We start from the raw sequence: 13,681 nt of genomic DNA, 5'->3' as shown, positions 1-13,681 counted from the left end.
ATTTAATTAGAGTCAGTGGTTTGAGTCTCTTCTACTGATTCAGATTTACCTTTTTTAGTTATTATTGAGGCTATAACAGTATTTTTCGGCTCTAGTAATTTCACTCCGTTTGGCAGTATTATATCCCCAGCTTTAATAGATTTTTCACCAGAAAAACTAGATACGTCTAATTCTATTTTGTTTTGTAAATTTTTTACATCACATTCACATAGTAATTTTCTACGAATTGTATTAAAGTATCCTCCTCTTTTAATTCCTACAGAATTTTCTTTATTTTTGAACAGAATAGGAATATAGATTTTTTGTGTGTTATTACCAAGTATTATAAAATCTATATGTATTACCAAGTCTTTTATAGGATGAAATTTTATTGATTGTACTAAAACTTTATAATTAGTCTCATCCAGGTTAATATGGATTATTTTAGACATAAAATATGGTTTATAACACTCAAGATTGATATCTTGAGCACTGATTGATATAGGGATGTTTTTATGTTTATTTCCATAAATAATTGCTGGTATCATAGACTGATTCCTCAATGCTCTGGCAGCACCAGTACCAAAATTTTTACGTAACTGGGCATTAATAGTGAGTGTATTGTTCATATTTCCGTCAACTTATTATTTTTCAATGTAATGGATATTAATTTAATTAGCGCTAAGTGTCAATTAGTATCAATAGTTAATTCTTGTCTTTTGTAGATTTATTTTTGTATATTTTAATGTAGAATGATCTATGGTTAAATCTGCACTTAAATGATTTGAATATTTTACTACTATGATTTTTTATATTGTTTTCTTAAAAGTTATGTCATCGTTACTAAACGTACTGATTGGGTATTGTGCAGGTAAATTTTATAATGTAGAGAAGGAGTCCATAGCTTCGCTTTTATTTTTCTTTATTGCTCCTATAGTATTTTTTACAATTCCTAGCAGTGTATCATTAAAACTAAATGATTTAAGTATTATATTAATTACCTTTTCTATCTGTAGCATTATTGGTGTATCTAGCTTTTTCTTTTATGGTAAAATCTGGCAGGATGAACATAGATCTATACTTGCCTTATCTGCAGGTACTGGAAACAGTGGTTATGTGGTGTTACCAATTGCTTCTGAATTGTTTAATAGCTACACTTTGAGTATATATACTTTTGGATTAATAGGTATCGCGCTATATGAGGCATCTATAGGGTATTATTTTTGCGTAAGAAATTTTAGTAGTATAAAAGATAGTTTGATTCGGGTATTAAAATTACCTATTTTAAATGCATTTTTTATTGGTTGTACATTTAGCATATTGGGTATTCGCCTTCCAGATTTTTTATCTGAGTTTTCTAAAAATATGAAAGGAGCATTCTCTATTTTAGGTATGATTATGATAGGGCTTGCTCTTTCTAGACTTTCAAAATTTGTTTTGGATATAAAATTTGTTATAGCAGCATTCTCTAGTAAATTTATTGTCTTTCCTTTAGTGTTTGGTGTTGTAATTATGTTGGATAAATATATATTTGGGATATATGGGAATGATTATTATAATGCATTACATCTATTATCTATTTCACCTATGGCTACTAATATAATTGTTATTTCTTCAATTTATAAATTATTTCCTGAAAAAGTTGCTAGTACCATTTTATTATCACTATTATTTGCTTTAATATATATGCCTATAATGTCTCATTACATTCTAATAATTTAATAAAAAACCTGGTATTTTCTGTTTGAGTAAATTGTAAAACTGTTTTATAATTGGTCCCTCATTGATACTTTGAAATTAACCGGTATCATAAATTAAATGTTATTAGATGATTGATTATGACAAAATCCGTTATAAACACAGATATACTGGTATTAGGTTCTGGCCCAGCTGGACTTTCTGCAGCGATTTATAGTACAAGATCATGCTTATCAACTATAGTAATTAGTGGTATGGAAGCTGGTGGACAGTTAAATCTTACTACAGATGTAGAAAATTATCCGGGTTTTTCTAATGTTATCCAGGGGCCTTGGTTAATGAAAGAAATGAAATCTCAAGCTATCACAGTAGGAGCAGAAATTATAGATGATGAAATATCTAAAATTGATTTAAAAACCAGAATAGCTCATGGTACATGGGGGGCAGTGTATCAAGCTAAAGCTATTGTTATTGCTACTGGCGCACAAGCAAAATGGCTTGGAATAGAATCTGAATCTGTATTTCAGGGGTTCGGTGTTTCGGGGTGTGCTACTTGTGATGCGTTTTTTTTTAAAAATAAAATTGTATCAGTAATAGGAGGGGGTAATACCGCAGTAGAAGAAGCACTGTATTTGACAAATCATGCCAGCTATGTTTATTTGATTCATAGGCGAGAGCAATTGAGGGCTGATCAGATTTTACAACAAAGGCTATTTAATAATAAAAAAATTAAGGTTATATGGGATAATGTTGTAGAAGAAATATTTGGTACAGATGAACCAAAAGCTGTTAATGGTATAAAACTACGTAATGTTAACGATAACAAGTTGAGTAGTATAGATTGTGAAGGAGTGTTTATTGCCATAGGGCATTCCCCTAATACATCTTTATTCAGTGATCAGTTGCTTTTAGACAAGGAGGGATATATTGTAACTGAACCCGACTCTACAAAAACTAGTATGAAATATGTTTTCGCAGCTGGTGATGTGCAGGATAAAATATATAGACAAGCTGTTACTGCTGCAGCTACAGGTTGTATGGCAGCATTAGAAGCAGAAAAATTGATTCGCTCTTGTGAGTAATCAAGATATATTTATACTATATAAATATATATTTGTTTATAACAAATATTGTTTAATGTAGAGTAGAGTTAAGTAAATATTTATTGGGTTATTGTAGTGGGTTCTGAACAATTTAAAGTTAATGAGTTACAAAGAGTTCTACCTTATAATTTACAAGCAGAGCAGATGCTACTCGGAGCTATTATTATAAGGTCAGATTTGCTATATAAGGTAAGTCACTTTTTAGTTGCAGAACATTTTTTTGAAAAAATACACCAAAAAATTTATACAGCGATACAAAAAATTCTTCAACAAGAATTGTTAGTAACAGATATTACTCTTCAATCTTTTTTAAGTAAGGATCCACTATATCAGTTAGTGAATGGTTCTGAATATCTATTAAAATTGACTACATCTGCTATGTTAGTAATTAATCCTTATGATTATGCTAAAATAATATATGATTTAGCAATTAAAAGGAGTCTGATATCTGTAGGGGAAGAAATAGTGAATGACGCTTATAATTCTACTTTAGAGGATTCAGCTTTAGATCAACTAGCTAAAGCCGAAAATGTGCTATATAATTTAGCTAGTACAGGAACAAATTTCAAGCAATTGCAATCTATAGATGTAGCGGTAAATAAAGCTCTGGATAATATTACTAAGGCTATGTCTGATTCTAAGCATATTTCTGGTATTTCTACAGGGTTTGCAGTGCTTGATGCTATTTTATCTGGATTTCATGATTCTGATCTTATAGTACTTGCCGGTAGGCCAGGTATGGGAAAAACTTCTTTTGCTCTTAATTTAGCATTAAATGCCTGTAAGGAGCTAGTCCAAGATACTCAAGATACTCAAGATTCTGCATTGCCATCAGTAGTTTTTTTTTCACTAGAAATGTCCTTAATTCAAATTGCTACTAAAATTTTATCGATATCTACTCAAATTAATTCTGATAATTTACGTAATGGTAAAATCAATGAATCAGATTTTAATATTTTAACTAAATCTTCAGTAGGAATTAGAGATACACCATTTTTTATAGATGATACAGGATCATTATCAATTAATTCTTTAAGAGCTAAGGTAAAAAAGTTTAAACGTCAGTATAATTTAAGATTTTTAGTTATAGATTACTTACAATTAATGCAAAGTAACACATCTTATAATAGCAGAGTGTTAGAAATTTCTGATATTACTCAAGGATTAAAAGCTATAGCTAAAGATCTTTCTATCCCTATTATTGTATTATCTCAACTTTCAAGGTCTGTAGAGCAAAGGCAAGATAAACGCCCCATGCTTTCTGATCTTAGGGATTCAGGAGCAATTGAACAAGATGCCGATGTAGTATTGTTTATCTATAGGGAGTGCTATTATAATAAAAATATTTCTGAACCAAATTGTAGTACAGAAGATCATGAAAAATGGCTTGATAAAATGGAAAAATATCACAATACTGCTGAAATTATTATAGCTAAGCATCGTAACGGAGCCGTTGGTAGTGTTAATTTATTGTACCAACCAGAATTTTCAACATTCTACAATTATAAAGACTCAAAAAAAATATAGAGTTTAATATTCATATAGAATTATCAATCAATATAAAAATTAATAATTAATTAATGTCTAAAAAATCCTTGTCTGATTTTATGCTTACTATCAGAGATTTACTGTGGCCTATATATAAACATGAACTAAGATTATTTATGCCAATGGCAATGATGATGATATCCATGCTTTTCTGCTTTTCTTCATTGCGTTCTATTAAAGATAGTCTGATTGTTACTTCTATAGGCTCAGAAGCTATAAGCTTTTTAAAACTTTTTTTGGTATTGCCAACTACTGTGATTTTTACATTATTTTACATTAGAATGAGTAATATTTTTAGTTATGCAAGTATGTTTTATATAATGATATCATTTTTTATATTGGTATTTTTCATATTTATATATGTTTTATACCCTAATCAAGATATTTATCATCCAAGCCAAGAAAAAATAAGTTCTCTATTAGCTTGCTATCCTAATTTTAGGTGGACCATCTTAATTCTTGAAAAATGGACATATGCTGTTTTTTACGTATTTGCAGAACTATGGAATGCAGTGATTATTAATTTACTATTTTGGCAATATGCAAATCATATTTTTGATATAGAAACATCAAAAAGATTTTATCCACATTTAAATATAATTGGTAGTATAGGATTAATTTTATCAGGATATTGTTTAGTATTATTCTCCAATAATTATGTTAATCATGAACTTATAGTAGGAAAAATTGATTTAAAATTACATAGGATCTGTTATTACGAAAATGTATTGCGTCCTATTATTTATACAGTAATAATACTCAATATATTAATTATGATTATTTATAAATATATTAATAGTTATGTTATTTCTAAGAGCAGTAATTACTCTATAAAAAAAGATATTGCGATAACTAGGACAAAATTATCTTTTAAGGATAGCTTATATTTAATATTAAAAACCAAATATTTATTTAATATTTCACTGCTCATTATTTGTTATGGATTGATAATTAATATCCTGGAGGGGCCTTGGAAGAATAAAATTAAAATTATTTATAATAATGGTATTGATTATACAAATTTTATGGGTAATTTTAATATATATATGGGGTTTTCTTCTATTTTTTTTATGATAATAGGTAGTAATATTTTAAGACATTTTAAGTGGATAACTTCAGCATTAATCACTCCCATAGTTATAGGAGTTACAGGTTCTTTATTCTTTATTTTGATTATTTTTGAACAGTATTTTACTGAAGTCGAAAATAAATTGATATTGATTTATTTAGCTGTAATAGTAGGTGCAATACAAAATATATTAAGTAAATCTAGTAAATATTCATTATTTGATTCTACTAAAGAAATGCTCTATATACCATTATCATTGGAGTTAAAAACTAAAGGTAAGGCTGCTGCAGAAATTATAGGATTAAAATTGGGGAAGGGTTTGGGAGCTTTTATTCAAGCATCTATATTCTTTTTTATACCTTCAAGTACATTTGATTCTTTGATTTCTTATTTATTAGTAGCATTTGTTACAATACTCATTGTATGGATTGTAAATATTTATTCACTAAATAAAATTTATTTTCATCCATGAACACATAATATAATAAAATTTTTTAGTTGGTTATACATTACAGATCTAATTAGTTTGTGTAATTTCTATTATTAAACTTTCCAACACAGATGATCTATCAGATTTTATATTAGTGTTACAAAACTTTCTTTAATGGTTTTAAAGCCAATCTTTTCGAATACAATATCTAAATTTTGTCCAGATCGTTTTACTATAATGCCGTTGCCAAATTTAGGATGTTTAACTTTTTTTCCAGCATTTTTTTCTTCTAATATTGCTGGAGTTGGTTCAGTCAAACCGTATTGCAAGTGATTTTTATGTTTTTTTCTACTTCTTAAATCATTATAATAGTCACTATATTGTGGCTTTTTGAAGTTTAATACTTCATATAGATATTCATCAGAAGAGTGAAAATCTGCATCTTGGTCAGAAATTTCCTGTATAAATCTTGAAGGTAGTAGTTGTATTGTTTCACCAAATATTTTTCTATTTTGAGTATATGTAATATATAAATTTTTTTTAGCTCTAGTAATTGCTACATATGCTAGCCTTCGTTCTTCTTCTAGTGCTTTTTCTTGATTATATTTTGTATTTAAAGCTTTTTTATGTGGAAAAATCAATTCTTCCCAACCTGCTAGAAATACTAGATCAAATTCTAACCCTTTAGCGGCGTGCATTGTCATCACTGTTACAGTACCTAATATATCGGTTGTTAGATCTGTATCTGTGAAAAGAGAAATATGTTCTATAAATTGATAAATATTATCAAATTCATCAATTACTTTTAACATTTCTTCGATATTTTCAATTTTTGATGTTGAGTTTATATCATCGGATTTCTTAATATATTCAAGATATCCGGATTCTATTAATAAATCATTAGTGACTTTAATAGGTTTAATTTCAATATCATTATATTGATTTTTTATTTTTTGTATTAGTTGAATAAATTCTGAAATATATTTTTGGAGTTTGCTTTTAAAATATCCCTTATTAAACATTTCTTCTATAGAACAAAACATCGAAAGATTATTAATAGAAGAAAAATCTCTAATTTTTTTAATTGTTGAATTTCCTATAGATCTCTTAGGAATGTTGATAATCCTTTCGAATGCTATGTCATTATTATAATTTATAGCAAGTTGTATATAAGAGATAATATCTTTAATTTCAGCTCTTTCATAAAATTTTACTCCACCTACTATTTTGTATGGTATTTTACATTCAACAAATGTTTCTTCTAGTGCTCTGGTTTGGAAGCTAGCCCTTACCAATACCGCAATTTGGTATGCGTTATATTTTTTATCTCCCATAGTTTTTGATATAATCTTTGCTATACAAAATGATTCATCGACTTCATTTGTACATCCAATAATTTTAATTTTCTCTCCATATTGTTTTTTTGTCCATAACGCTTTGTCGTGCCTGGATTTATTATTTTGTATTATATTGGATGCAGCATTTAAAATAAATTTTGTTGACCTATAATTTTGTTCCAATTTAATAATTCTAGCATCTGGAAAATCTTGCCCAAATTTTAATATATAACTTGGTTCTGCTCCTCTCCAAGTATAAATGGATTGATCATCATCTCCAACGCAACAGATATTGCTATTTTTAGTTCCTATCATTTTGGCTATATTATACTGTACAATATTTGTATCTTGGTACTCATCTATTAAAATATACTGAAATTTTTGTTGAAAATAAGATAATATTTTTGGTTTATTTCTAAATAGTTCCAAACAATATATTAATAGGTCACCAAAATCTAGCAAATTGGAGTTTTTTAATATATTTTGATATTTTGGATAAATATTTTGTGCAATTTGCGATACGGTTGAGTCTAGATTTTTTGTATCTGTTTCTGATAGATCTCTATCTTTCCAACCTGCAATAATTGAATTAATGATTTTTGGATGGTAGAGTTGTATATTGATATTGCTATCAATCATCAGTTTTTTAATGCAGCTTATTTGTTCCGATATGCCAATGATACTAAAATTATTATCTATTTTTAGTTCTAAGTTATTGATATAAGATCTTAAAATCTTATTAGCTATTGAATGAAATGTATATGAACAAAAATCTTTAATGATACCAAATTTTGATAACCTATATTGCATTTCTTTACTTGCTTTATTAGTGAAGGTTACAGCTAAAATATTTTGTGGAAATGCTAATTTTTTATAAATGATGTATGCAATTCTATTGGTAAGAACAGTAGTCTTACCTGTTCCTGCAGCTGCTAGCACCAGTAAAGGCCCTTCAGTATGAAAAATAGCATCAATTTGGGCTTGATTTAATCCTTTATAGATCAGTTCAGGTATTTCACTAAATGAGTTATCAAACATGTGAAATGAATCTTATAATGGTAAAGATATGTAAACAATTCATTTATTTCATTATTCAGTGATTAATATTCTATATATTAATATTCCTTGTTAAAGCAGGCAACCTAATTTTTATACCATCAAGCTCTTTAGTCAGAATAATTTGGCATCCTAATCTTGAGGTCTGAGTTAGCCCAAATGCTAAGTCTAGCATATCTTCTTCTTCTTCTTCTGGCGGTGTTAGATTATTATAAGTTTCTTCTTCTAGAATTACATGGCATGTAGCACATGCTAATGATCCCTCACATGCTCCTTCTAGATCTATATCATTCATATGTGCTACTTCTAAAATTGATAATCCTACCATAGCATCTACTGTTTTTTCTTCATTTTTTTTTGTAATAAAAGTTACTCTAATTTTTTCCTCTGACATGATATTTACTTTATTATAAATAAATGCTAATTTTTTATTAGCTGAGATACTAAGTCTCGTAATTTTTGAGTATAGAAAATTATCTCATTATACTTGTTGAGTTCTATATGTTGTTCTAATAATTTTATAACATTTAGAATTTCATTTTGTTGATCATTTATTAAGGGATCAGATTTTTTTTGTAAAAATCTTTGGATGTCATTTATTAGATATCTTGCATTTATTTTGGTTTCTACAAGCATTTTGGATTTAAAATCTATATGCAAATTTTTATAGGCATTTTGTATATCAGTTTCGATATCACATTGATTTAAGCCATAACTGGGTTTAATATCTATGTTATGAAGTTTAGATGAGTGTTTTTCTCTAGCTGTAACAGACAAAATTCCATTTACATCAATAGTAAAAGTCACTTCTAATCTTAATTCTCCTGCTTTTGATTGTGAAAGATTATTTAACTCAAATAATGCTAATGATCTACAATTTTCTACCATTTCACTTTCTCCTTGTAGTATATGTATTTTTATTGCAGATTGATTGTCAACATAAGTTGTAAATTCTTTCATTACTGTACATGGGATAGGGGAATTACGCGGAATAATTTTTTCAGTAATTCCTCCATAAAGTTCTATACCCAGTGATAATGGTACTACATCTATTAGTAAAGCTCGGTTTGTAAAATCTTTATTGGGCTCAGATAAATTTTGCGCTTGTAATGCAGCTCCAATTACTACCGCTTTATCTGGATCAATGTAAGAATATATCGTAGTATCTTGTAATATTTTTTTTAATTCTGTAGATATTAAAGGAATTTTACTTGAACCTCCAACTAAAATTATACCATCAAATTTAGATATCTGTGTTTCTATTATTAAATCTTGAACTATTTTAATAGTCTTTAATATAAGACTCATTATGATTTGTTCAAATTCTTCTCTGGATATAACATAATTTATACTATCAATAATGAAATCTACTTTAATATCCTTTGAAAGTAATTCCTTAATATTTTTAATAATATTTAGTAATCCACTAGTGTTTTTAGAAATCTTTTTTTCTTGCAATAAATATTCAAGCAATATTTGATCAATATTATCTCCTCCAATCATGTTATCTCCTTTTACAGCTAGCACTTGCAATACATCATTTTCCATTTGTAATATTGATATATCAAATGTTCCTCCTCCTAGGTCATAAACTAAATATTGTCCATTTTTTAGCTTATGGAAGTTATATGCATATGCAGCAGCTGTTGGTTCCATTATTAATCTGATAACTTCAAATCCAGCAATTTTTGCAGCTAACAATATTTGTCCTTTTGCATTATCGTTGAAGTAAGCTGGTACTGATACTACTGAATATATTATTTTAGAGTTTAGCTGTAGTTCTGCAGATGCTTTTAAATAGGCAAAAATATTAGCAGCAATGGTAGTAAAATCAGTATATTGATTATTTATCCAACAAATTTTAGGAAGTTTTTCATTCTTGATTGTTAAATCATTAGTAATATTATTTTTTAGTAATGGATTTTCCAATATTTCTGCATAAGATTTTGCTAATAATCTTTTAATAGATCTTATAGTAAATTTTTTTTGATCTCTATCTCCAATAATTACTTTACTGTTATTTAGTGTGATAATAGAAGGAATAATTTCTCTTTCTAAATGGTCTTTTATTATTATCACTTTATCATTTTTAGCTATAGCTGCTAAAGAATTGGATGTACCAAAATCAATAGCTACTATATTTTTATCTACTAACCCCTGATTAATTTTATCTTCAATATCTAGTATTTGCATATTATTTTATTTTTATTCTCATTGATTGATTTTATCTTTAGTTTTTGCAATCATTTTATTAATAAAATTAAGCCTTATTGTAAGATATTGTGCTTTACTGAAATCTCTAGTGAGAGTAAATAATCTTGCAAGCTCATTCAATAATAACTCTTTATTATTAAGATATTCATTTAATTTATATTGTAGTAGGATTTTATTTTCATTGGTATCTATATACTCAAACTCATTCAAGATAGACTCCAATTCATCATTAGTCAATCTATTATTTAAAGATGAATCATCTAATGCGTATCCACTAATTTCGAGTAAATATTTTGCTCTAAGGTAGTTATCCTTCAATATATTATAAGCATTGTTAATGTATGATGATGTAATGGTGGTATCTATTTTTTGCTGAGGTTTTTTTTGTATTTGATCTGGGTGATATTGTTTCTGCAATTCTTTATATTTTTTGTTTAGTTTTTCTCTATCTATATCAAACAAATTCTCTAAATCAAATAACTGAAAGTAATTTTTAGTCATATCTAAAAAATGAATTTTATATGCATATTATCTTCTGTAATAAAAGCTTTCTCGTTTTTTATTTCTATATTTGGAGTATCATGTATAAATTCTATATTACTGCTGGAAGTAACATTTTGTAAATCTGATAGTAAGTCATCCGTCATTGAGATATCATGATTTTTGTTATCAAATATTTGAATTTTTTTTATCAGACTATTCATAGATAAATTAAGTTTTGATCTTAATTTACGAACTAATTCTAATATTTTGATTAAATACTCAGATTCTACTAATTTTATTTCTTTAAAAGTTATAATTGTTTCATTTTCAGGCCATGTGTTTTTAGCATGTATTGATTCAAGATTTTTACTAAATAATTTTTGGTATATTATTTCAGTAATATAAGGGAGAAATGGTGCAAATAATTTAAGTAATATTTCAAAAGAGTAGAGGAGGGTACATACAGCACTTTTAGCTGCTAGTATATTTGAGTTATTTTGGTTGTAAGATCTTATTTTAGTAATTTCTAAATATTGATCACAAAATATTTGCCAAAAAAAATGTTCTACCAAATTTAGAGCTGATGAATACTGAAATTTTTCAAATTCTTCAGTGGTATCTTGTATTAATTTTTGTAATTTAAATATTAAATATTTGTCAATTTCACAATAAATATTCTGTATTAATAATGTCAGATCAAATTCTTGATTTATATTAATAATATAGCTATTGATTAAAGATGCTGCATTCCATAATTTATTTACTAGTTTTTTACCAATTTTTATTGTATCTAGGGAGTAAGTTGCATCTGAACCTAATTTTGGTTTTGCTGCCCAATATCTTATTGGATCAGCTCCGAAATCCTCAAGTAATTTATCAGGAGTAATGATATTGCCCTTAGATTTTGACATCTTACTTTTATCCTCTGCTAAACACCAACCGCTTATTACGATATTTTTCCATGGAATGGATTCTTGATGTAAGTAGGATTTTAATATCGTATAAAATGCCCATGTTCTGATTATATCATGCGCCTGTACTCTTAAATCAGCTGGAAATATCTTTTGGTGACGTTCTTTATCAATAAAGATATTGCTAGAAACTCCATGTGAATTTATTTGAGGAGATAAAGAGCTAGTAGCCCAAGTATCCATGACGTGTACATCTGCTATTACTTCTTCTCTGGTATAACCTGAAGGTAAATCATAGCTGGGGTCTATCGGCAACTGATTCATTTCCGCAAATATTACTTTATTAGCTTCTCCTGTTCTTTTTGAATACCACACAGGAAAATTGACTCCAAAATATCTTTGTCTACTAATGCACCAATCCCAAGATAAAGATTTAACCCAAGTTTGTAATTTAACTTTCATTTCTTGTGGATACCAGTTAATCTCATCAATTTTTTTTAAAATAGCCTCCTTATGAGCTATAGTTTTTAGGAACCACTGTGGTGTATTCAAAAATTCTAAGGTTCCTCCTGATCTTTCTGCTACTTTGAGTTTATGAATTATTTTTTCTTGTTTTACTATTAAGTTACTGTTGTATAGTAATTTAATAATCTGATCCCTTGCTTCCAATACCTTAAGTCCTGCAAGTGGTTTCATATATTTTTGGGCAATTGCTGGATCTAATGAATTAGAATTAAACTGTAATTCTTCTATTATACCGTATTTATTGATAATTTGTTGACTTATTAAATTATGTTTCCTATACCAAATTAGATCTAGTTGATCTCCAAAGCTACAGCACATTACAATTCCTGTACCTTTATTTTGTTCCACTAACTCGTCTGATAAGATAGGTATTTTTACTTTGAATAATGGAGTAATAGCTTCATATCCAATTAAATGTTTGAATCTATTATCATCTGGATGAATAAATATTGCAGCACATGCAGGTAGCAACTCTGGTCTGGTAGTTGCTATTACTATATCTATATTATATGTAGTTTGGAATGTTATATAATTCATCAATGTAGATTCTTCTTTTTCTACTATTTCTGCTTGAGATAAAGCTGTTTGATCAATTGTATCCCATAGTATTGGTTGAGTTGCTCTATAGACTTGCTGTTTTTTCACTAAGTCTAGAAAGGACATTTGTGATATTTTTTTAGCCAAAGGACTGATTGTTTTATATTCATTTTGCCAATCAAGGGATAATCCAATTTTATTAAAAATATTATAAAATTTCTTTTCTTCTTCTATAATGACTTCCTTACAATTTTTAATAAATTCTGATGTATCTACTTTTGATGCCTTAATTTGTTTTACCTTTTCTACTAAACGTTCTGTTGGTAACCCGTTATCGTCATATCCCATAGGATAAAACACATTCATGCCCTGCATACGTTTATATCTTACTATGAAATCACTATGTGAATAGCTATAAACATGCCCTATATGTAGCTTTCCTGATACATTAGGGGGTGGGGTATCTACTATATATGTCTTATCTTTATCAGTATTGTTTGGATCCCATTCATACAGTTTATTTTGTTGCCAAAAGTCTTTGATTTCGTTTTGATATTCATCAAAGTTATATTTTTTTGTAAAGTAGTTTTTGAGCATCTTTAAGACTGTTTAATAATAAAAATTAATGCTAATTAGTATATCTCATTATGTAGTTGTAGTAACAAATTCTTGAATATCGATTTTTATACAACAAAAATACATTCTTTTCTAGATTTCTAGATAGATAAATATATAATATTTGTTTATAAATAACAAATTTTTAATTTTGGTTATAAATATTTAAGTGAAAT

General features: G+C 27.6%; 9 protein-coding genes and 1 pseudogene. 4 read left to right on the top strand and 6 right to left on the bottom strand.

The features are described from left to right. Positions 1-2 precede the first annotated feature (2 nt). Positions 3-608, bottom strand: coding sequence for a 50S ribosomal protein L25/general stress protein Ctc (locus IHI24_RS00830; protein WP_194966174.1), 606 nt, complete (start codon positions 606-608; stop codon positions 3-5). 172 nt (positions 609-780) lie between these two features. Between IHI24_RS00830 and IHI24_RS00825 the strand changes: the two genes are divergently transcribed. From IHI24_RS00825 to IHI24_RS00810, 4 genes are all read left to right on the top strand, one after another. Then, positions 781-1,701 (top strand): AEC family transporter, encoded by a 921-nt coding sequence (locus IHI24_RS00825; RefSeq protein ID WP_194966173.1) that lies wholly within the window; start codon positions 781-783, stop codon positions 1,699-1,701. A 116-nt stretch (positions 1,702-1,817) separates the two neighbouring features. Continuing rightward, positions 1,818-2,759 (top strand): thioredoxin-disulfide reductase, encoded by a 942-nt coding sequence (gene trxB / locus IHI24_RS00820; RefSeq protein ID WP_194966172.1) that lies wholly within the window; start codon positions 1,818-1,820, stop codon positions 2,757-2,759. A 96-nt stretch (positions 2,760-2,855) separates the two neighbouring features. Further along, positions 2,856-4,307, top strand: a complete 1,452-nt coding sequence (locus IHI24_RS00815) for a replicative DNA helicase (protein ID WP_228777135.1) — start codon at positions 2,856-2,858, stop codon at positions 4,305-4,307. 53 nt (positions 4,308-4,360) lie between these two features. Then, a complete protein-coding gene (locus IHI24_RS00810) occupies positions 4,361-5,869 on the top strand; it encodes an Npt1/Npt2 family nucleotide transporter (RefSeq protein WP_228777134.1) in 1,509 nt (502 codons plus the stop codon). Between the two features lie 401 nt (positions 5,870-6,270). Here IHI24_RS00810 and IHI24_RS00805 read toward each other — a convergent pair. The 5 genes and pseudogenes from IHI24_RS00805 to IHI24_RS00785 all read right to left on the bottom strand — a co-directional run. Beyond that, a pseudogene (locus tag IHI24_RS00805) lies at positions 6,271-8,202 on the bottom strand (ATP-dependent helicase); the annotation flags it as partial. Between the two features lie 70 nt (positions 8,203-8,272). After that, complete coding sequence (locus IHI24_RS00800; protein ID WP_194966170.1) at positions 8,273-8,614, bottom strand: ferredoxin family 2Fe-2S iron-sulfur cluster binding protein; 342 nt, start codon at positions 8,612-8,614, stop codon at positions 8,273-8,275. 26 nt (positions 8,615-8,640) lie between these two features. Beyond that, the gene (locus IHI24_RS00795) at positions 8,641-10,413 is read right to left on the bottom strand and encodes an Hsp70 family protein (RefSeq protein ID WP_194966169.1); all 1,773 of its coding nucleotides are present in this window, start codon (positions 10,411-10,413) and stop codon (positions 8,641-8,643) included. 18 nt (positions 10,414-10,431) lie between these two features. Next, entirely contained in the window at positions 10,432-10,935 is a 504-nt protein-coding gene (gene hscB / locus IHI24_RS00790; RefSeq protein ID WP_194966168.1) for a Fe-S protein assembly co-chaperone HscB, read from the bottom strand. Between the two features lie 2 nt (positions 10,936-10,937). Next, the gene (locus tag IHI24_RS00785) at positions 10,938-13,487 is read right to left on the bottom strand and encodes a valine--tRNA ligase (RefSeq protein WP_194966167.1); all 2,550 of its coding nucleotides are present in this window, start codon (positions 13,485-13,487) and stop codon (positions 10,938-10,940) included. Positions 13,488-13,681: the final 194 nt, after the last annotated feature.

The organism is Rickettsia endosymbiont of Cardiosporidium cionae (assembly GCF_015476335.1).
GTDB lineage: Bacteria > Pseudomonadota > Alphaproteobacteria > Rickettsiales > Rickettsiaceae > JADHZC01.
This window is presented reverse-complemented; position numbering and strand designations above follow the sequence as displayed.